The 21,063-nt window shown below is 62.1% G+C and carries 16 protein-coding genes, 1 tRNA gene and 1 pseudogene; 6 read left to right on the top strand and 12 right to left on the bottom strand.

Annotated elements, in window-relative coordinates:
• Nucleotides 1-12: 12 nt before the first annotated feature.
• Nucleotides 13-3,054: a diguanylate cyclase gene (locus ABD024_RS08710; RefSeq protein ID WP_343851661.1), complete on the bottom strand. Its 3,042-nt coding sequence runs from the start codon at nt 3,052-3,054 to the stop codon at nt 13-15.
• Here ABD024_RS08710 and ABD024_RS08705 point away from each other — a divergent pair.
• The 6 genes from ABD024_RS08705 to ABD024_RS08680 all read left to right on the top strand — a co-directional run bounded on the left by ABD024_RS08705 (nt 3,053) and on the right by ABD024_RS08680 (nt 7,270).
• Entirely contained in the window at nt 3,053-3,223 is a 171-nt protein-coding gene (locus tag ABD024_RS08705) for a hypothetical protein (protein ID WP_343851659.1), read from the top strand. The genes ABD024_RS08710 and ABD024_RS08705 overlap by 2 nt on opposite strands.
• Before the next feature lie 28 nt (nt 3,224-3,251).
• Nucleotides 3,252-4,589 carry a replication-associated recombination protein A gene (locus tag ABD024_RS08700; RefSeq protein WP_343851657.1) on the top strand — a complete coding sequence of 446 codons (1,338 nt, stop codon included), beginning with the start codon at nt 3,252-3,254 and terminating at the stop codon, nt 4,587-4,589.
• A gap of 78 nt (nt 4,590-4,667) precedes the next feature.
• Entirely contained in the window at nt 4,668-5,246 is a 579-nt protein-coding gene (locus ABD024_RS08695; protein ID WP_343851655.1) for a hypothetical protein, read from the top strand.
• Between the two features lie 226 nt (nt 5,247-5,472).
• Entirely contained in the window at nt 5,473-6,753 is a 1,281-nt protein-coding gene (serS, locus tag ABD024_RS08690) for a serine--tRNA ligase (protein WP_343851653.1), read from the top strand.
• Nucleotides 6,750-7,133: an LrgA gene (locus tag ABD024_RS08685; RefSeq protein ID WP_343851651.1), complete on the top strand. Its 384-nt coding sequence runs from the start codon at nt 6,750-6,752 to the stop codon at nt 7,131-7,133. The genes serS and ABD024_RS08685 overlap by 4 nt, the downstream gene beginning before the upstream one ends.
• 47 nt (nt 7,134-7,180) lie before the next feature.
• A tRNA-Ser gene (locus tag ABD024_RS08680) sits at nt 7,181-7,270 on the top strand.
• A 362-nt stretch (nt 7,271-7,632) separates the two neighbouring features.
• On the opposite strand, the gene ABD024_RS08675 is transcribed toward ABD024_RS08680, so the two are convergent.
• The 11 genes and pseudogenes from ABD024_RS08675 to ABD024_RS08625 all read right to left on the bottom strand — a co-directional run bounded on the left by ABD024_RS08675 (nt 7,633) and on the right by ABD024_RS08625 (nt 20,784).
• Nucleotides 7,633-7,953, bottom strand: a complete 321-nt coding sequence (locus ABD024_RS08675) for a hypothetical protein (RefSeq protein ID WP_343851649.1) — start codon at nt 7,951-7,953, stop codon at nt 7,633-7,635.
• A gap of 253 nt (nt 7,954-8,206) precedes the next feature.
• Nucleotides 8,207-8,554, bottom strand: a complete 348-nt coding sequence (locus ABD024_RS08670) for a DUF805 domain-containing protein (RefSeq protein ID WP_343851647.1) — start codon at nt 8,552-8,554, stop codon at nt 8,207-8,209.
• A 254-nt stretch (nt 8,555-8,808) separates the two neighbouring features.
• Nucleotides 8,809-9,071 (bottom strand): annotated as a pseudogene (locus tag ABD024_RS08665) (IS5/IS1182 family transposase); the annotation flags it as partial.
• Nucleotides 9,072-9,078: 7 nt separating this feature from the next.
• Nucleotides 9,079-10,878, bottom strand: coding sequence for a hypothetical protein (locus ABD024_RS08660; protein ID WP_343851645.1), 1,800 nt, complete (start codon nt 10,876-10,878; stop codon nt 9,079-9,081).
• A 349-nt stretch (nt 10,879-11,227) separates the two neighbouring features.
• Nucleotides 11,228-12,193, bottom strand: coding sequence for a DUF932 domain-containing protein (locus ABD024_RS08655; protein ID WP_343851643.1), 966 nt, complete (start codon nt 12,191-12,193; stop codon nt 11,228-11,230).
• Between the two features lie 177 nt (nt 12,194-12,370).
• Nucleotides 12,371-12,835: a hypothetical protein gene (locus ABD024_RS08650; RefSeq protein WP_343851641.1), complete on the bottom strand. Its 465-nt coding sequence runs from the start codon at nt 12,833-12,835 to the stop codon at nt 12,371-12,373.
• Complete coding sequence (locus tag ABD024_RS08645; RefSeq protein WP_343851639.1) at nt 12,832-13,458, bottom strand: hypothetical protein; 627 nt, start codon at nt 13,456-13,458, stop codon at nt 12,832-12,834. Before ABD024_RS08645 ends, ABD024_RS08650 begins: the two co-directional genes overlap by 4 nt.
• Nucleotides 13,458-13,943: a JAB domain-containing protein gene (locus ABD024_RS08640; protein ID WP_343851637.1), complete on the bottom strand. Its 486-nt coding sequence runs from the start codon at nt 13,941-13,943 to the stop codon at nt 13,458-13,460. Before ABD024_RS08640 ends, ABD024_RS08645 begins: the two co-directional genes overlap by 1 nt.
• A gap of 932 nt (nt 13,944-14,875) precedes the next feature.
• Nucleotides 14,876-15,694, bottom strand: a complete 819-nt coding sequence (locus tag ABD024_RS08635) for an HNH endonuclease (RefSeq protein ID WP_343851635.1) — start codon at nt 15,692-15,694, stop codon at nt 14,876-14,878.
• Nucleotides 15,695-15,817: 123 nt separating this feature from the next.
• On the bottom strand, nt 15,818-19,549 hold the full coding sequence (locus ABD024_RS08630; protein WP_343851633.1) for an AAA family ATPase: 3,732 nt from the start codon (nt 19,547-19,549) through the stop codon (nt 15,818-15,820).
• Entirely contained in the window at nt 19,549-20,784 is a 1,236-nt protein-coding gene (locus tag ABD024_RS08625) for an exonuclease SbcCD subunit D C-terminal domain-containing protein (RefSeq protein ID WP_343851631.1), read from the bottom strand. The genes ABD024_RS08630 and ABD024_RS08625 overlap by 1 nt, the downstream gene beginning before the upstream one ends.
• Nucleotides 20,785-21,063: the final 279 nt, after the last annotated feature.

The raw sequence follows: 21,063 nt of genomic DNA, 5'->3' as shown, positions 1-21,063 counted from the left end.
CGCCGTGCGGCCTCAGCTCGCGGTGGCGCAGCGATTGCGGCCGGCGCGCTTGGCCTCGTACAGCGCCTTGTCGGCACGCGACAGCCATTGCTCGATGGACTCGCCCGGACGCAGCGCGGCGATGCCGATGCTGACCGTCACCGGGATCGCCCGCCCGTCGTGGTTCACCGTGGTGGCAGCCAGCGCCGTGCAGATCCGCTCGGCGATTTCCCGTGCCAGCGGCAAGCCGGTGTCGGGCAGGCACAGCACGAACTCCTCGCCGCCGTAGCGGCCCACCAGGTCGCCTTGCCGGCAGTGCTGTTTGATCACCTCGATCGCGCCGCGGATCACCGCGTCGCCGGCCAGATGCCCGTGGGTGTCGTTGATCAGCTTGAAGCGATCCAGGTCGAACAGCGCAATGCAGACCGATCCACCTCGCGCTTGTTCGCGTTCGCGTTGTGCCAGTTCCAGGAAGCGGCGGCGGTTGTAGACACCGGTCAGCCCGTCGGTGCTGGCCAGTTCGTCCAGGCGCCGGTTCGCGACCAGCAGGTCGCGCGTGTGCGCATCGATCTGCCGCTGCAGCTGGGCCGCCTGCCGCCTGAGGTAGAGCGTGCGCAGATGCACCAGCACCGTCACCAGCGCCACCAGCAACAGGGCGGCAACGATCCGGCTGAGCGCGGTCTCGTACCAGCGTGGATTGACCGTGACCGCGAGGCCGGTCTCGACCGTATGCGGCTGCAGGCCGCGAGTGGTGGCGCGCAGGCGCAGCCGGTAATTGCCGTGCGGCAGGTTGGTATAGATGGCGCTGGGCAGGCTGCCCTTGGGGATGACAGTCCAGTCTTCATCGAGGCCGTCCATGCGATAGCTGTAGGCAGTCTCCATCGGCGCCTGATAGTCGAGCAGGGCGAAGTCCAGGCGCAGGTTGTGGTTGCCTTGCTCCAGCCGGATCTTCCCGTCGCCGGCAGGCAGCTTGCCGAATGGCAACGCTACGCCGTTGACCACGGCATGGGTGATCGCCAGCGGCGCGGCGGTGCTCGGCAGGGGTTGCCAGTGCGGGCGGATCACGGTCAGTCCGCCCAGCCCGCCGAACAGCAGCTCGCCGCCGGGCGCGCGTGCCGCGGCGATGTTGACGTAGCTGGCGATGTGCAGACCGTCGCGGGTGCCGAGGTTGGCCACCTCGTGCGTATCGCCGTCGATCCTGGCCACGCCGTTGGACAGGCTGGCCCAGAGCCGGCCGTGGTCGTCGGCCAGTACGGCGTTGACCTTGTCGCTGGACAAGCCTTGTGCCAGGCCGATCGTCTGGAAGTTCCACGGTTCGTTCCCGGCCGGGGGATCGACCACGCCCAACCCGCCGAACGTGCTGACCCACACCTGCCCGTGCGGGCCGCGGCTGATCGAGCCGATCAGATCCTGCGGCAGGCTGGTGGCATCGTCGGCGCGGTGGCGCAGGTTGGTGAAGTGGCGCGGGAGGCTGTCGCCGCTGGCGATGCTGAGGCCGCGGCCGGTGCCGTACCACCAGTCGTTGCCTACCCGTGCGATGTGCCGCACGGTGTCGCTGGCCAGGCTGGCCGGATCGTTCGACACATGGCCGGCGTGCTCCAGCACGCGGGTGCGGATGTCGTAGCGGTAGATGCCGTCGTAGGTGCCGATCAGGAGGCGTGAGCCATCCGCTTGCAGGCTCAGCACCGGCTTGTCATGCAGCGCCGGCAACACCGAGTCCTCGATCGCCAGCGTGTCCGGGTCGACCCGCGCCAGTCCCTGGGTGCCGACCCAGATCGAGCCGTCGGCGGCTTCGGCGACGCTGCGCACGTCGCGTTGCGTCTGGCTGCCGTCCAGATGAAGGTGGCGGATGTGGCCGGCCTTCAGATCGATCACGTCGATGTGGCCCGCGCCGAGGCCGAGCCAGATCCGCCCGCGCGTGTCGACGAAGATGCTGTGCACGTTGGCATCGGACAGCGCGCTCTGCTCCAGCGGCGAAGGCAGCAGCGAGAACGCGGTGCGTGCCTGCGGGTTGTTGCGGGCGATGCCGAGGTCGGTCGCCGTCCAGATATTCCCCGCGCGATCCCGCAGCAGCGCGCGCACCGAGTCGCCCGGCAGCGACGAGGGCACGGCCGGGTCGTGGTCGATCCGCTGCACACCGGGATTGCCGGGGGTGTACTCGATCACGCCGCTGCCGTCGGTGGCGATCCATACCTCGCCGCTGCTGGTCTGTACGAAATCGCGCACGGTCGAATGACGCGCGCCGTCCGGATAGCCGCTGAAGCCCGGCACGCCGTGCCAGCGGCCATCGGTATCGCGGTACGCCGCACCGGCCTGCACGCTGCCGGCCCACAGGCGACCCTCGCGGTCCTGCATGATCGCCCAGATCTGGTTGTGCAACACCGTGGCGGCGAGCGTGTCCGGTGCAACGGGTCGCACGAAGGCATCCGTACCCGCGCGGCGGACGAACAAGCCGTTGTTGTTGCCCAGCCACAGGTTGCCGTGCCGGTCCTGCATCACGCTGAAGTTGCGCGGCGTGGTCTCGGGCCCGGTATCCAGCCGACGGATCGTGCCGGTGCGCAGGTCGAGGTGGTTCAGCCCGTCCTCGGTGGCGATCCAGACACCGTCGGCATGATCGTCGCCGAGCGCGTAGATCTTGCGGTCGGACAGGCCGTTGGCGCCGACCGGATAGGCATGGAAGCTGTTGTCCGCCGGATCGAAGCGGACCAGGCCGCCGGCATTGGTGCCGATCAGCAGGCTGCCGTCCGGCAGCGCGAGCAGGCTGCGCACGTAGGTGTCGGGCAGGCCGGCAGTCTTGTTGTTGCCGGCGCCGAAGATCTGCAGCCGGTAACCGTCGTAGCGCACCAGGCCACCCATGGTGCCGATCCAGATCAGGCCATCGCGATCCTGGGCGATCGCGGTGGTGATCGAATGCGGCAAGCCGTCGGAAATGCCGACCTGGTCGAACCAGGGGACGTCGAACGGAGCCCACGGGTCGCCGCTGCCGGCGCTGGCCGGGGCGCACAGGAACAGCAGCAGGAACAGACCGGCAAGGCGCAGGGGGAAACGCCGAGGGCGGCAGCGCGTAGCGGTCATGAGTCGCGACATCCGCTGGGCAAGCGTGCGCCAGCGGCCGGCCGCGATCATCCATCTGGAAGCAACCCCCGTCCTCGCCTTCACGTACGTGCTGCCCCCCGGCGGTGCGTTGCGGGCCAAGCACCGCTGCGTGGCGGGATCATACCGGCAATCGGCGGCGGCCAGATGAACCGGCGGGCATGGCTTATCATGCCCGCATGCCCCGTCCCGTCTCGCCATCCGCCCCCGGTCTGTTCGCCGAACCCGACGCGCTCAAGCCGCTGGCCGAGCGCATGCGTCCGCGCAGCCTCGACGAGATCGTCGGCCAGCAGCGCCTGGTCGGTCCGGACAAGGCACTCCGTCGTGCGCTGGAGGCCGGCAAGATCCACTCGATGGTGCTGTGGGGGCCGCCCGGCTGCGGCAAGACCACGCTGGCCCTGCTGGTGGCGCGCTACGCCGATGCGGATTTCCGCGCGATCTCCGCCGTGCTGTCCGGCCTGCCGGACGTGCGCAAGGCACTGGCCGAGGCCGAGGTGAATTTCGCGCAAGGGCGGCGCACCGTGCTGTTCGTCGACGAGGTGCACCGCTTCAACAAGACCCAGCAGGATGCGTTCCTGCCGCACATCGAGCGCGGCGTGATCATCTTCATCGGCGCCACCACCGAGAACCCCTCGTTCGAACTGAACTCTGCGCTGCTGTCGCGCTGCCGCGTGCACGTGCTGGAGCCGGTCTCCACCGACGACATCATCGCCGCGCTGAAGCGCGCGCTGATCGACGGCGAACGCGGCCTGGGCGAGCTGCAATTGCAAGTCGCCGACGAGTCGCTGGAGTCGATCGCCCAGGCCGCCGACGGCGACGTGCGCCGTGGGCTGACCCTGCTGGAAATCGCTGCCGAGCTGGCCGAAGACAGGCGCATCGACGAGACCACGCTGACCCAGGTGCTGGCCGACCGCACCCGCCGCTTCGACAAGCAGGGCGAACAGTTCTACGACCAGATCTCGGCGCTGCACAAATCCGTGCGCTCGTCCGATCCCGACGCCGCGGTGTACTGGCTGTGCCGCATGCTCGACGGCGGCGTCGACCCGCTGTACTTGGCCCGGCGCATGACGCGCATGGCGGTGGAAGACGTCGGCCTGGCCGAGCCGCGCGCGTGGCGCATGGCACTGGACGCGTGGGATACCTACGAACGCCTGGGCAGCCCCGAAGGCGAACTGGGCCTGGCCCAGCTGGCGATCTGGCTGGCCATCTCGCCCAAGAGCAACGCCGCCTACATGGCCTACAACAAGGCCCGCGACGCGGTGCGCAGCGGCGGCACGCTGGAAGTGCCGATGCACCTGCGCAACGCGCCGACGAAATTGATGAAGGGCCTCGGCTACGGCAAGGGCTACCAGTACGACCACGACGCCGAAGGCGGCATCGCGCTGGACCAGCAGTGCCTGCCTGACGAATTGGCCGGTAGCGTGTTCTACGAGCCGGTCGAGCGCGGCCTGGAACTGCAGTTGCGCGAAAAGCTGCTGGCCCTGCGCGCCGCCCGCGCCAAGGCCCGCGGCAAGTAACGTCGGCTGCTGCGCGCGCCCTTGCCGCTGCCCCGGTGCCCGACATAGATTCGCCGCATCAACCGGGGAGGGTGAACCATGCGTGTACTGATAGCGGGATTGATCGGCGGCATCGTGATGTTCGTGTGGGGCGTGGCGGCGCACATGGCGCTGGGGTTGGGCGAGACAGGCATCCATCTGCCGGCCAACGAAAACGCCGTCTTGAGCAGCTTGCATGAAGGGCTCGGCGACCAGTCCGGCATCTACATCCTGCCGTCGATGGATCCTAAGAAGATGGGCGATGAGGCGGTGATCAAGGCGTACTCGGAAAAGGCGGCGACGTCGCCGTATGCCTTCGTGGTCTACCTGCCGCAAGGCGAGGACATGATGCAGATGGGGCCGCAGATTGGCCGGCAGTGGGCGTCCGACACGCTCGCTGCGCTGGCACTGGCCTTCATGCTTGGGCTGGCCGGGCTGGGTTTCCGGCGACGCGTGGCACTGGCAGCCGTGGCGGCGGTATTCACCTGGCTGTGCACGATGGTGCCGTACTGGAACTGGTATCGCTTCCCGCTCGATTTCACCCTGGCCGCACTGGTCGAGCAACTCGTCGGCTGGCTGCTCGCCGGCGCCGCGATGGCCTGGTGGCTGGGCCGCAGCGAACGCAAGCTGGCCAGCTGACTCGCCCCCGGATCAAGTCCGGGGCAGGCTCTGAGCGCAGCGCAGCGAAGTCGAAGGGCTGCCCTTCGACTTCGGCCCTGCGGGCCTGCGCTCAGAGCCTGCCCCGGACTCGATCCGGGGGCGAACGGAGATGTTGGTGACACGGTTCGCGTTCCTTGCTTGCATTGCGGCCACCGCCACCCGGCAGCGATAATTCACGGTTCAAGCCTTCACCTGGACTTTGATCATGCTGGATCCCGCCCTGCTGCGTTCGCGCCTCGCCGAAACCGCCGCGCGCCTCGCCGAAACCCGTGGCTACACGCTCGACGTGTCCCTGGTCGAGTCGCTGGAGAGCCGCCGCAAGCAGCTGGCGATGGAAACGCAGGAACTGCAGAACCTGCGCAACACGCGTTCCAAGGCGATCGGCCAGGCCAAGGCCAAGGGCGAGGATGTGGCGCCGCTGATGGCCGAGGTCGCCGGCATCGGCGACAAGCTCAAGGCCAACGAGCAGGCGCTGGCCGATGCACAGGCGAAGCTGGCCGAGATCGCGCTGGGCATTCCCAATATCCCGCACGAGTCCGTGCCGATCGGCAAGGACGAGCACGACAACGTCGAAGTCAGTCGCTGGGGCACGCCGCGCGAGTTCGCGTTCGCGGTGAAGGATCACGTCGAACTGGGCGAACGCCACGGCTGGCTCGACGGCGACGCCGGCGCCAAGCTGTCCGGCGCGCGCTTCACCGTGCTGCGCGGCCAGCTCGCGCACCTGCATCGCGCGCTCGGCCAGTTCATGCTCGACCTGCACACCGGCGAGCACGGCTACCTCGAATGCAACGTGCCGGTGATCGTCAACGCCGACAGCATGCAGGGCACCGGCCAGCTGCCGAAGTTCGAGGAAGACCTGTTCGCCACCGAAGTCGGCGAGACGAAGCGCTACCTGATTCCCACCGCCGAAGTCTCGCTGACCAACCTGGTGCGCGACACCATCCAGGACGCCGACGCGCTGCCGCTGCGCATGACCGCGCACACGCTGTGCTTCCGCGCCGAGGCCGGCAGCTACGGCCGCGACACCCGCGGCATGATCCGCCAACACCAGTTCGAGAAAGTCGAGATGGTGCAGATCGCCCGCGCCGCCGACTCCCAAGCGCAGCTGGAGGAAATGGTCGGTCACGCCGAGAAGGTGCTGCAGAAACTCGGTTTGCCTTATCGCAAAATGCTGTTGTGCAGTGGTGACATGGGCTTCACCGCGGTCAAGACCTACGACCTCGAAGTGTGGCTGCCCAGCCAGCAGACCTACCGCGAAATCTCCAGCTGCTCCAACTGCGAGGACTTCCAGGCGCGCCGCCTGCAGGCCCGCGTGCGCAACGCCGACACCGGCAAGCCCGAACTCGCGCACACCTTGAACGGCTCCGGCCTCGCCATCGGCCGCACCCTGATCGCGGTGATGGAAAACAACCAGAACGCCGACGGCTCGATCGACATACCCGAAGCGCTGCGCCCGTACATGGCCGGCCTGGACCGCATCGCATGAACACGCCGGCGCCAACGCGCGGCACCTGGGGCAGGGTGGAGTTCTACACCAGCTTCTTCCTGCTGGCGGTACTGGCCACGGTGATCGGCATGCGGCTCGGTTTCGAGAGCGTGTGGCGCCTGCCCACACTCGACCTCGACCTGTCCGTGGTCGCGCTGGTACTGGTCCTCGCCAGCTTCTGGCTCGCCCGCCACAGCCGCCGCTGGCGCCTCGCCATCATCGCCTTCGCCAGCGCTACCCAACTGGTGCCGATGGTCGTGCGCGAACCGGTGCTGCTGCTGCCGTTGTTGGGCGCATTGGTCCCGGTGGGAATCCTGGTGGGGTGCCTGGTGGCGTTGTCGAAGAAGGGCCCCAGCGCTCGTCCACCGCAGGGTTCCTGATAGACTTCCACGCCTGCTGGCAGAGCAACCTGCTTGCTAAAATTTATGGAGAGATGGCCGAGCGGTTTAAGGCAGCAGTCTTGAAAACTGCCGTAGTGGTAACACTACCGTGGGTTCGAATCCCACTCTCTCCGCCAATGATATAACGTAAGTTGTTGATGTTGCTCAACTTATCTGTGAGGCAGGACGGCTGGTATGCCATTGGGTATGCCAGCCGTTGTTGTTTTTGGTTCTGGCTCATTGAGCTTTGTTGAGCAGACTTTCGCGATTGATGTGTTGTGCGGCGTCGCTAGGGACCATAAGCGGAGGAGGTCGCGATGCTTGAAACACGTCACAGCCCACCAGCGAATGAACCAAGCGTGATGTGCGCTTCGTAGTCGAATCCGCCACGCTAGCTTGCCGCGCTTCTTGTCGAAGCCTGCTTGATGTGACGATGCCGAGCATAGAGCGCGGACATTGTGGCCGATGAGCGCGCTGGTAGAGCTCGGGGTAAACCTGTCTATTCAACGACCTTAAGTTCTAGTACGGAAGTGCCGTCGTCTCTGAGATCCATGTGGTAGTTGACTAGGAGGGTCTCCGCGCTATTCGTGGAAACCTTTGCCGAACACTGCACTCGATGATCGCTCGAAGAAATTTCTTTTATGTCGGTGACCTCGACTACCGAAAGACTATCTTGGCGCGCGAATTGCGCCTCATTGAAAGTGTCTGTAAGGAACTGTATCCCTTCATCACTGCTGCACGACGGCAAGCCGTCGTCACTGCAGCCGGAAAGCAATAGCGTGATTGCAAGGATGCCAGAAGCGGCGTTGATTTTTATCATTCGTTTTTACCATTGTCGGGTGAATAGGCGGCAGCGATTGCCCCGACTGCGGCCGGCTTAAATCTGTAGGTCTTGGCATCCTCAAGATTGTGCTAGTCCACCGAAGTCACGGCACCCTGCTTGTACTCAGCGAGTACGGACGCCAGACCCATTTGAGATTTAACTTATGTGTCAGTTCAAGCGCCCATGGTCAGCATTGACCATGGGCGCTTGATAGCAATAAACGATGCTGCGATGAACTGCGGCCGATTAGTCAGGCTGGCTGCACGACGAGCTTCGGATTGGGGCCGAAGCGGTTTGGCCCCGGCGTACCCTCTGTACAAGCGAAAATGAGGTTGACGATCGGCAGCAAAATCCACCATCCACTATGGTCGGTGTCGTGCATGCGCCGAACACCGACCGCAATGCTGGGAATGAGAACCGCCAACGAATAGATGTTGATGATCACTTGACCGCCATCGCCCGCACCTGCAAGGCCAAGCACGAAGCCAAGGACAAAGGCGATGATCACATTGAACAGAACGAACATCCAATATTCTTTACGACGCGCACGGCCGTTGAAAACGGCGTACTGCTTGAGTACGGCGAGATACCAGTTCATTAAGCGACTCCCCCTGTTAGTTGATAGCCTTCCAGCGTTTCCGATGAATAGGTCTCTTGGAGTGTGCGGCAAACATGGGGTAGGTTGGACCCCATCCGAAACTCCGGTTTGAATACTAGCAACGAAACACTTATGTCTCTGTAGGCGTACGCCGCGATGAGTTCATTGAAAAAACGTCTCCGGCTGGTCCGAATTGGTTGTGTTCCAGTGGTTATGCGGGACATACCGTCTGAGCCCACCTCAAATGTGGGTCTGTCACGCTGCTTGTCGCGTTGCGAAGGCACCAAGATGATCGTTGCGGCTACGATCGTGTCTTGCCGTAGTGACAGACCTTGCCGGACAAAGGTGGGTGTTGGCCGCATCGAGGATGTTCAACGCCAGACCGTGCCGTTCAAGGAAACGCCGGAACTTCATGATTGTCGCCTCGTCCGGTATCGCGTCCTCGTTCTACGTCTAATCGACGCATCGACTAGATCTCGTACGACGCGTCTTCCACTGCCGGGTCGCCTAGCGCGTGATGGTCGCTAACCCTCCTTTGTCAACTTGCCGTTCGCATATGACCAGCGCTCCTTGCCCTGGAAGCTGGTGAACGCTATCTGCAAGCTCCCATCGGTCTGAATTTGAATATCTGGCAACTGCCCGCCGTCAGTAGTGGACATCGTTTCTGGACCCAGGGATGTCGCTTTGCCGGATGCAGCCACTTCAATCAGATAGATTGACGTATAGGAGCATGATGAACCAGCACACGATGAAGTCACTAAAACCAGATCATGGTCGCCATAGCGATACGCCTTTTTCAGCGACATATAGTCATCAGCTATACCCGCGAGATCGCTGCCGTTGAACTTCAGAACGTGGGCGTAACCTCCGCCCGACTCGTTGATCGTGAGCGCACCGCCGACGCTACTAAAACTGTCACCTGAAATCGTCACCTCAGAAACGGTCGGCTTGAGCTCCACTGCCACGTCCTGCCGCAAGTCGTTCACCAAGCTGCTAACAGGCACATCCTTCTGCTGCTTGCCGTCGAATACGGTTACGGTGCCTTCGCCTTGACTCACGCCGTTGAGCCAAAACTTCAGGCCAGCAGGTGGGGCTGCGTTGATCCCTCGTGTGGTGAAGTAGGTGAAGTGTTTGGTACTCGCATCGGAGGACTCGTCACAATCCACCACTACATCCAAGTCCCCGGTCGGGCTTGCCTGAACGTATCCCTCGATCCAATTGTCCGCATGTGACCCGAACGCTTCACTGCTGGCGTTTTGGCTGCTGTCCAAGGCCAATGCCTGCATGGAGCTGAAAGTGTGATTTACGCATTCCATGCTTGTTCGCGGCACGATGGAGATGGCCCGTTTCCCAAAGACTGGATCTTTCAGCAGGTCAACAACTTGCATATCCTTGTAGAGCATCATGTCCAGCGCTACAGGAGCTGCGGGAGCAGCGACTGGTGCTGGAGAAGGCGTGGCGGATTGAGCATTGCTATCGCCATACAGTGCATCGTGAACACCTTTCTCTGCTGCGATGTCTGCCGCATCATTCGGCGCGGAATGTTTGGCATAGTTGATGCCGAGAAAGCCTAGGAAGATAACGATGAGCCCTGCGCCGACCCACAAACCCCACTTACCTATTGCGATGTTGCCGCCTTTCGTGTTGCCGTCACTCACTTGAGCGCCTGCGCTAGGGCTGATCGAAATCCGGGTATTTGTCTGAGCACCCATTGCAACGGTGGCTGCGGCGGGGCTGCTTGTCTGGGTGTTGGCTACGACTTGACCATTTGCCTGAGTGCCGACTGAAAGGTTGGCTGCGGTTTGGCTACTTGCGTGGGTGTCGACTGGGGCGTTGGCTGTGGCTTGGATACCCGCCTGAGTATCGACCGCGATGCCGCTGGTGGCCTCAGCCTTGGCTTGGTCGTGGCCGTACAGCACGCCCATGAGCATGCCGAAGCCCGTGGTTACGGCTATGCCAACGATCAGCATGACTACCGCCGCATTGTCGGAGGTGGCCATGCCCAACAGGACGGAGATGATCAATCGACCAGCGAAGAAGGCCCCCATGGCTCGCCAAGCGATACCCCATTTGCGGGCACCGGTCCAGGTGAGAGCGTTGGTGGTGGCGTAGCCCCATGCCGCAATTGCGCAGCGACGAGCCGTGATGCCGGTGGCCAGACCAGTAAATACTAAGATGGCCATCGCAATGGTCGATTCCATGTCGGCCACATTGCTGACGATGATGGAACCTATTGCTGCCACGGCCGCTGCGATCGCAGCAGTGATGAAGAAGCCCTTCTTCTGGGCCGAGTTATGACCTGCAAAAGCTGTAAATGCGTTCACGGCGTTCCTTGATTTGTTGATTCCATGCTGTTTCCCCACACTCGACCGCATTGCGTGAGCCTGAGTCTCCGCAAGCACGAACGGTGCCATTTTTGACAATCTTTGCGGTGTATGGCTCGTGCGCTTTGTGTTCGAAAGTTGCTGACCTTGAAGGTCCATTTCTGCCACCAGCGGTCGCCAAAGCTCGGCACAACACTCGCCACAACACGTTTGAATTCATCGCAACCTCTGGCCTGAATGTCCCAAGTACCAATTCCAAGTACACATCGCCTCCTGCACCTCCCCATCTCCCGCGACTTGGCCAACGTTTCGCGCCAAGTCACGGCGACCAGCTGGGTCGACCCTCCTCTCAGACGACCAGTCTCAATGCCTCTTCCCATGCCCTTTGCTTGAGGGTAGCGCCTTGGCCGAACCATGCCGCGTCGAGGCGGTGATCGTTGCTTCGTGCTCGGCGATGGTGATCGACGAACTCCGTGACGCCGTTTACCAGCCCCCACGCCGTGCCGTTGGCGGAGACTAGGGTCGAGCCTTTTCCACGTCCCGCGAGAAGCTCGTGCACCGACTTCGCCGCCCGGTCATTGAACACCGTCGCACGACCCTCTGTGGCGCCTGCTATCGGGTAGGTCAGCACGCGCTGCAGGAAAGCTTCAGTAGTTTGTGCGTTGACCCTGCACTCGGACAGCGCCTTCATGCGTTGAATGAAATCGTCCCACGACGAAACCGCGATGCCGAGCTGACCCTTGATCGCTTGAGCATCGAACTGACTACGATGGGACACCTTCACGACACCCGCGCCTTTGGACAATGCGATGGCCAGGGTGTTGTTACACACCACTCTTACCGAAGTGAATTGGGCGGTCGTTGCCAAGGTCCCGTCGCAGGCCGTGGCGAGGAGGAGGTAGCCATTGACCTGATCACGGCCTTTGAGTGATACGGTTTGGCCCGTGCGCGCGAGCGCCCAGAACTTTCGGCCCTCCTTCAGGACGCCGGCGGTTTCCAGTTCGAAGCCACCGACATCGGTGAGGTCTCGGTAGAACTCCAGAATCTCGGACGGTTGCACTACCTGGAACCTGTTGGACACAACCGCCAGCGGTGCCTTCGTATCAGAACGGTAGAGCACCTTTTTCTCAGAAAATGCGCGGTTGACATCGACATCAGTACTGCACGCGGCGAAGCGTACATCCGCCGTTTCAATACGCCAGTTCATGCCTGCCTGCTCAGCCCAAACTTCCAGAGGCTGATCGTGAGCAAGCTGTTGACCCAGGCCGTGCCAAGGGACCTCGTTGACGTACGCCATGGTTTGAACGAGATGCATGACAAAACTCCTTTCGGATAGGTGAACGCATAGAGCCCGGCCAAAGCCGGGCTCTATGCGTGATCAGGAAGAACATGGAGAGAAGAGAGCGGGGCCGATGTGTCGGCCAGCTCAGGAATAGCCCTTCAGCGAATGATGGGTGTCAGTGCGCAGCACATGCGGAGATAACAGCGGTGCTCATGACTTGCCCTCAGCCACGATTCGGCCGAGCCCGGCGAGCACCACTTCATCAACCTTCTCCCGTGTGAAATGCTCGCAGCGTTCGCGCCAGGCGTCTTCGTCCCACTCATACGACGCGACGCGATCGTCATAGAGCGCCTCGAACTCAGCCGCCCAATCCTTCGCGAGATTGTGGAACTCGTAACTGTCATTAGGCCGGAAGCGAGCTAAGGCCATGTTCCACGCAATCTCTACAACCGTCTCGATGAGCTTGCCGTTCGTCGAGAGCTTGGCGGTGTTCTCCGCCAGCCGCTCACTGTAGGTCTGGATCTTTCTTTCGGTACCGATCACTTCATCAGGTACGGTGACCTGGGTCCCTCTGTTGAGGCGAATTTTCAATGCGACCTCCACCGCTGTTTCGGGCGACGTCGCGTCAACGTCGATGGACCAGGTGACGCGGTAGGTTTTCTGTGTGTCCTTCATGCGCGTGCCTCCCGTGCGCGTAGATAGTCCTGAATGCGGCAGAGACGATCAATTCCCGGTGTGTTGTCAGCGATCCAATCCTCCAGCCGTCCGTTGCCGCGGGCGTTCTCCATGAGGCGGGCTTCTTCCAGCTCGCCTTGTGTGTCGCGCACATGCGCTTCCACCAAGGTCTGGAGCTGGTTGTGGTCCCAGGTCGTCACGTCGCCCCAGGTTCCCCAGTCGGGTGAGTAGAAGGAGATAAAGCCGCTGCGGGACGTGTGACGCTCACCGGCTACCTGATCGAGTGAGTCAGTCGATGTCTCGCGCATGATCCGCTGTACCTCCTCCAGCGGCAGTTCGATGAACACGCGGTCGGTCTCGAAGTTATAGAACTTCGGGGAATCCATCGACTCGAATCGCGCGTGGTGGATCCCGACCTCCTCGCAGAAGGTTTCCACGAACTCCCTGGCGTAGGCGCGGCGCACTGCTGACCACTGGCAGGTGCTGCTCACCCGATCGGTCAAGCCCGGATTCGGCTCACCTCGGTCATTGGAGAACATCGCCTCCATGGCGTAGTCCAGTTCGGCGTCATGCTGGGACCCGTAGAACCCCGTGAAGGGTAGGGCAGCAAGGAGCATGTGCATCACATCAACCCTATGCCTGCCATGCTGACGCATTCATCGCCCACCACGATGTGGTCCAGAATCCGCACCCCAATCAGCCGCAGTGCGTCGCGGAGCTCGTTGGTGATGGCCCGGTCTGCCGCACTGGGTTCTGCGACCCCGCTGGGATGGTTGTGCGCGAGAATGGCCGCGCTGGCATTGATGCTCAACGCGGCGCGCACCACTTCCCTGGGATAGACGCTGGCGCCATCGACGGTGCCGGTGAAGAGTTTCTGACAGTCGAGAATACGATGGCGGTTATCGAGCCACAGAACGTGAAACTCTTCGTGCAACAGCGCACCCAACCGCATCCGCAGGAAGTCGGTGGCATCGGTCGGACTGCCGATGATGCCCTGCCGTTCGAGCCTATTCCTCAAGATACCTTCGGCTGCGGCGAGCACGTCTTGCTCCGTTGTGTCGCCAGTGACCTTGTAGCGCGTGTAAGCCAATGTTTGAACGAGATGCATGACGAACTCCAAATGAGCGGCACAAACGCATAGAGCCCGGCGTTCGCCGGGCTCTATGCGTAGTCGCGTGGAAAGATGAGAGAAACGAGCGAATCCGAACCAGTGGTTAAGCGCAGTTGGTCCGAACGGCTTTACGTCACAGGTGGATCGGTTTGGTCGACGTCGAAAATATGACCGCAAGCCTGGCAACTGAAGTTGCCAGGCAGGGCCTTGTCGATCGGTGCACCAATGGCCGAACCAGCCGTACAACCGGCAGCGCCACCGAGCAAGCCGCCGAGGATGGCGCCTGCAATGACCCCTAGCGGGTGGCTGGGACGCTCTCCGGCCTTGGCCACGGCGGTTGAGGCTCCCTTGATCGCACCAGCAACACCACCGAGGGCAGCAGCTGCGGTTTGAGCGCGACGTCGGGTGACGACAAACGCGGTATGGCAGCGTGGGCACGATACGGTCATGCGAGTGCCTCGTCTTGCTTCGGGGCGCCAGCGCTACCGCTGTGCTTGTTCTTGGCGACCATAAAACCGATCAGAAACACGATGACGAAGGCCACAAGACACTCGAATACTGGATAACTGTACATCACGATTCTCCCATGAGATTGTTGAGAGCTTGAAAAAAGGCTATTTCGAAACGCCTTCCCGGCTCTCCATGGGGTGATATAGATCTGAAAATATTTTCGATCGTTTGACAGCTCGTTTCGATACCGTGCGCATCAGTAAGGGCTCAAATTAGTCGCCATCCCTTCTGGATACGGATCCGATGCCAAGTGATATTCCGTCCACGTGATGGCCGACCAGTCACACGTTGCCTACTCGGGAATTCGTAACTCACGACGGATTGGCGGAGGCATGATTTATCTGTCGGCGGTGCTAGTGTGCATCGCTGTGTTTCTACCGAACGTGCGTCGTGTTTTTACAGGAAGTTGCGGAGTCATGTTAGGCGTCAATCCAGGCTCTATAGTGTTCCTTAAGCGCGCTCGGATCGGGGTGGTCGGCCGGGCTCAATGGAAGGCGGGTGGGGTTGCCCGAGTACTTCTGGTAGGTTGCTCCAAGTCCAGCGGCGACGACGACGATTCCGCTTTGTGGCTCAATTGAAACTAGCCGCAAGTCGAACAACGTATGAATGTCGGCTCTGAGAAGGATGCCATTATTTGTACGGTAATCGGACCCCTCGGAGTGAGGCCGGATGTGGGCGGCCTCAAGCGCTTGTATGTCTTCGCATCCGGAAATTGCGCACACTCCATAAGCTGCGATAAGCGCGTCACGAAACGCTGGCTGGCCTCTTCGTGCAGATATTTCGCGGATAATCCGCTCGTCGATGGGTGGCGATGCTGCTTTCTGTGCAGGCGTTGAAGGGATGCCGACGGCTTCTGCTGGGTGTTCTTTGTAAAGATGTCTGAACTCATCACAGAATGACTTCACTTCCGTCGGTGATTTAAGAGCGACGCGTTCCCAATTAGGTATTGGTTTGCGAGCAGCCTTCGCGTGCCGAGTTTGAATACTTTTCACCCATTGCTGCGTCCAGGATTCACTAACGCCGAGCTCGTTAGCAATGTTTTCGCTACCCAGAGCAACTTCGACGAAACCGAAGTTCGCGCTATCCAAGCGGTCGTGGTAGACCGTGAATACGGTTCTATTTAGGAAGTTTTTGTATTCAGTCCCGTTGCCGGAAGAAACAATGGCGTAGGCGTCCAGCTGCAGTTCCGCGGCCATATCACGGATTGTTCGAATCGAGAGGGTTTGAAATGTGTTCATGATGTCTGACTGTTGATTGGGAGACGCGCGACGTTTCGCGCGGGCCATTGGGTGATAGTTGTCAACCGAACGCTGAATGCTCAATACCTGCCATGGTCGCGACAAGTCCGACGCGCACGGATGTTATCCGACAGTCTCGACCACGCTTCGGCCCGGTGCGACCGGACGCACCTTGATCTGCACGCCGATGCGTTCGGCCATGTCGTGCACGTGCGAGATCACGCCGACGCGCCGACCTTCGGATTGCAGCCGGTCGAGAGCTTCCATCGCCATGTTAAGGGTGTCGGCATCGAGGCTGCCGAAGCCTTCGTCGATGAAGAGGGACTCGACCCGCACGCGTTCGGAGGACAGCGAAGCCAAGCCGAGCGCGAGGGCGAGGGAGACGAGAAAGCTTTCGCCGCCGGAGAGCGAGTGCACGCTGCGTACTTCGTCGGCGAAGTCGCCGTCGACGATGAGCAAGGTCAGCAGTTCATTGCCACGACGCAGCTGGTAGCGCGGGGCCAGCCTGGCCAAGTGCTGATTGGCGTAGTCGAGTAGCACATCCAGGGTGAATTGCTGGGCGTAGGTCTTGAACTTGTCGCCACCGGCCGAACCGATCAGCGCACTGAGCTGTTGCCACCGGCGTACTTGGGCGGCGAGAGTCTCGATGCGGGTCAGGTGTTCGGCGGCCTGTTCGTGCCGGCGCTGATCCTCGCGTTGTCGCGCGCGCAGATCCGCCTGTGCTTCGGTAGCGGCAGCATGCTGCTGCAAAGTGTTCGTTTGATCGACGGCCACTTCGTCAGCACTGCGTGTGGAGCGGGCTTCGGCTGTCCACTCGTCGAGCTGTCGGGTTAGGGCGTGCGAGGTGGCCTTGGCATCGCGTAGGGTTTGCTCGCGCTGTTGCCAAGTCGCGTTGCGTTGATCCAGGTCGTCCGGCAATGAGCTGATGAGGGCGGCAAGGCCGTCGAGGCTAAGTGGACTTTCCTGCGAGGTTTGGGCTGACTTGGCTAGTTGATCGCGCAATTGCTTCTCGGCGCGTTCGAGATCCGCCCGCCATAGGTCGTGGTTTTCGGTGGCGGTTTGGCGAGCGGCGACGGCCTCGCGGTGACGTTCGACCGTTTGGGCGTGCGCTTCACGCTGCTTGTTAGCGGCAACGACGGCCGTGGCTTCGGCTTGCTGCATGTGCTGTGCGTAGACCTCCACATCCGGTTCGGCCAATGTTTGCTGACGCAGCGTCCTAGCCTGGACGAGATCGGTATCAAACGCTGTAACTGTCTGTTCGAGGTCGGCGATTTGCCCAGCAAGCACCTGCAGCCGACTTTCCTGCGCCTGCAACGTGCTGGTGCTGGCGGCAAGAGGTGCACGCGCACGCTCGGCAGCGGCGCGTCTGACGTCGCCGGCAGCCCAGTCGGCGAGCAGCTGATCGATATGCGACTGGCCGAGTGTCGGATTGCCGGCATGCTGCTGTAGACGTTGCATGGTTTGTTGCAGCGCCTCTCCGCTCTTGCTGAGCAGGGACTTCTGGGCAAGCAGTGTGGCTGCAATCGGGGCCAGTTGATCCTGCGCAGCCTGCTTTTGCAGGCGGCACCGGTCGATGTAACCGCGCTGTTGTTCGACCGCCGTGCGGGCATCTTCGAGTGCACGCTGTGCACTCTGGATTTGCGCGCCAGCCTGATCCAGTTGCGTCGCCTGTCGCTCCAGATCCTCCTGCGTGGTGCGCAGCAGATCTGCCTGGGTGGTGTCGTCGGATATCGCAAGCGCCGGGTCGATGCCATCGACCGCTGTGGCAGCCTGATGACACGCGCTGTGTGCCTGCTGCAATCGTGTAGTGCCGGTTTCTAGTGCCTTGACTGCCGCGCTGACAGCCCGTTGGGTGGCGGCGAACTCGGTGGCAGCACGCTCGTGAAGCGCACGCGCATGGTCGCGTGCCAGCTGGGTTTCATCGCGCTGCTGCCTGAGCCTAGCCAGCAGGTCGTCCATGCCGGTATGTGGCGCGGCGGCCAGCGGGTGCTCCAGCGCACCGCAGACCAGGCAGGGCTCACCGGGTTTCAGCTCGTCGCGCAGGCGCTCGGTGACCTGATCGGCAGCGAGACTGGCGTGCTCGAATGCCGTGTGTGTTTCGGATGCCGTCGCGTCGGCAGCCTTGACGTCATCGCGTGTACGTAGCATGGCCAGTTCGTCGTTGGCGAGTTTCTCCTGCTGTTCCGTCAGATGGGTTGACGCTGCGACATGCTGTGCTTGTGCGGCGTTGAGCGCGGCTAACGCGGCGACCCATTTATCGACTTGCTGCGTTCGGCTGTGCAGGATTTTCTGGCGGGTGGCCAGCGATGCCGGATCAAGCGCACGGAGGGCATCAACGCACGTTTGGAGAGTGGCTTGCGCAGCGATCAACGCGGCCGAGGCGTTGTCCAAAGTTTCCGTGGTGACGCCCAGTTCGACTTGGCTGGAGTCCTGCCGTGCTTCCAGTTCGGCGATATCGGCGTGGGCCTGCGCGGCTTGTTGTTGCTGTTCGTGTGCCTTGCGCAGGCCCTCGCCAATGGCAGGCCACGTGGCGTCGTCCGTACCTAGGGGCGGATGGGCTGCTCGCCACTGCGGCCATGCGTCGACGGCGACCTGGAATTTGCCTTGCTGCCGGCGCGTATCGTCGATCACCGTCCCCAGTGCGCGATGCTCGCCCCTGGTGTTCGTCAGCAACTGCTGCTGGCTCTCCCACTGCACCTGCTGCTGGCGGATCGCCTCATCCATCTGCCGGGCGGCCAGCACGATTGGCTGGGCATCGCGGTGGCGTTGCTGCGCCTCGGTGAATAGCTGCCGTGCGGCGACAAGCGCGGCAGCCGCGATCTCTTCGGCTTGCAGTCTTTGGCCGATGGTTTCGTCGAGACCGGGCAGGCTGGTTTGCAAAGCCTGCAGCTTGAGGATGAGGCCGAGGCGGTTGTCCCACAAAGGGCGTAGCGGGGCGATTGCGTTCCAGCCCTGCAGTTGGTTGTATTGTGGGCGATCGGCGTCGATTGCTTGTTGTTGTCGTTCTCGCTCTTGTTCGGCGTTCGCGCACCGCTCTTGCAGTTGTTTGCCGCGCTCGTGCCAATGCTGTTCGTTGAGCAAAGCTTCCGATGCGAGTGCAAGCTGTTGGCACAATGTATTGCTGGCGACGACCTCCGCGTCGAGTTGTTCGCGCTCATCAGCAGGCAGCGTGGACAGCACGCTCAGTTGCTGCCGCAGCTGATCCACGGCTTGCTGTTCGCTTTGGTGGCGGGTGTAGGCGAGCTTCGAAAGGCGCGAAAAAATGCTGGTATTGGTCAACGCCTCCAACAGGTCGGCGCGCTCGTTGTTTCTCGCCTTGAGCAGGGTCGCAAAGTCGTTCTGGGCGAGCAGCACGGCGCGGCGGAACTGTTCGAAGCTGAGTCCTATGCACGCTTCGATCTTCTCGCGGGTCTCACGTGTGCTAGTGCTCTCAGCGACGTCAATATCGATCCGGCGCAGACTGGCACAGGCGTTCTGCGTCCTACCATCGGGCTTGCCGCGGGCGCGGCGTACCTGCCACGTGGCGCGCCGTGGGTGGCCGTCATGGCCAATGAAATCGACCTCGGCATATCCTTCGACGCAGCCACGACGCAACAGGTTGCGTGGATCCTGTGGTGGCAGCGTGTGATCGCCGACGTCGGGAACGCTGACGTTGTTCTCGCGCGCGCCGAGCAGGCGTGGTGTGTCGTGGTACAGCGCCAGGCACAACGCATCGAGCAACGTACTCTTGCCCGCACCGGTAGGGCCACTGATGGCGAACACGCCCGCGCTTTCGAGCGGTGGCTGCTGGAAATCGACGGCGAATTCGCCGGCCAGTGATGCGAGGTTTTTGCCGCGGATGGCGAGAATGCGCATCAGGCGTCCTCCTCATAGGCGCCCTGCAACAACTCGGCGAACGCGGCATGCAACTCGTCGGGATTGTCGATGCCGGGGTGCTCGTCCAGCAGGCGCTGGAAAAGGCGCTCGGGTTGCAAGTCCTCCATCGCTAGTCGCGGGCTGGTGGTTTCGTCCGCCGACGCGGTCGCGGGCTGCGGCGAGGTGCGGGTGATGCCTGTCAGCCGGATCTTCTTGCCGGCCAGCGCCTCATCCACTCGTGCGCGCATGTCGGTTGGTGCAAGCGAAGCCAAAATCTGCACCTCGATCAAGGGTTCCAGGCCCTCAGGTGCATCGTCAACCGTCAGCTCACGTAATTCCGCCAGCGCTTCATCCAGCGGAAGCGGCTTCGCCGGCACGCGCAGGATCAACGCAGGCCGCGGAATGAGGTGCGCCTTGGTGGAAATCACCGTGGCACCGCCCAGTTCAATTTCAACCACTTGATGCAGGTAATCGATTTCGGAATACGACAGCGGCAACGGACTGCCGCAGTAGCGCAGGCGCCCCTCGCCCAGCGTTTGCGGCTTGTGCAGGTGGCCCAGTGCGACATAGGTGAGCTCCGCCGGGAAAATGCCGGCATCCAGCGCCTCCTCCCCGCCAATCACCAGCCGCCGTTCGGAGTCGCTTGATACGCTGGCGCCTTGCACGTGCAGATGGCCCATGCCAACCAGCGCCTGGTCCGGTTGGCGTCGCTCGGCCGCGGCGTCGACTATGCGCCGATAGGTTTCGGCAATACCCGCACCGTAGCTATCACCTTGTGCGCTCGCCAGATCGCCGGCACGCAGAAATGGCACTGCCAGCGCCCACGCGCCCACCCCACCATCGGCGCGATGTAGCGGAATGCACAGGCGCTGCAGCATTTCTTCGTCAAGCGGCAAGCGCGCGTTGAACTGTCCCACGACATGCACCCCTAATCCCAGCAGGATTGGATGCGGTGCCTCGATGCGCGCGGCCGAATCGTGATTGCCTGCGATGACCACGATATCCAGCGCCGTGCAGCGCGCCCGCGCTTGGGCAAGAAACCCATAAAACAGGCGCTGGGCCTCGGCGCTGGGATTGGCCTGATCGAAGATATCCCCTGAGATCAGCAGCGCGTCGATCTGGCGTTGCGCCAGCAGGTCGAGCAGCCAATCCATGAAAGCGCGGTGCTCGGCGTGCCGGTCGTAGCCCTTGAAATTCTGCCCCAGGTGCCAATCCGATGTGTGCAGCAAACGCATGGAATTCCCCTAATGTCGTCGGCCAGTTTAGCCAACAGCACAATTAATGAAGCTCCCGTGCCTTACTGCCGGAAAGGGGCGGGGTCGGGTACAGGCCTGCTGGACCAACCTATCGTTGCATCAGCTCTCATCGTGACTTTCCCACAGGTTGCGCCGATCGCGTCTCACATCGTGGGACGTTTGGCCTGAGCGTCGTTGGCAACCGGATGGTCAGGACGAGATCCCTGCTGTCATATTGCTTTCTGAGCTGGCAGCAATCCGTTGAGTGAGGTCGGTCGA

Source organism: Rhodanobacter soli, assembly GCF_039523495.1.
In the GTDB taxonomy this organism is placed as follows: Bacteria; Pseudomonadota; Gammaproteobacteria; order Xanthomonadales; family Rhodanobacteraceae; genus Rhodanobacter; species Rhodanobacter soli.
The sequence above is the reverse complement of the archived record's forward strand: the minus strand, read 5'-3'. Positions and strand labels throughout refer to the sequence as shown.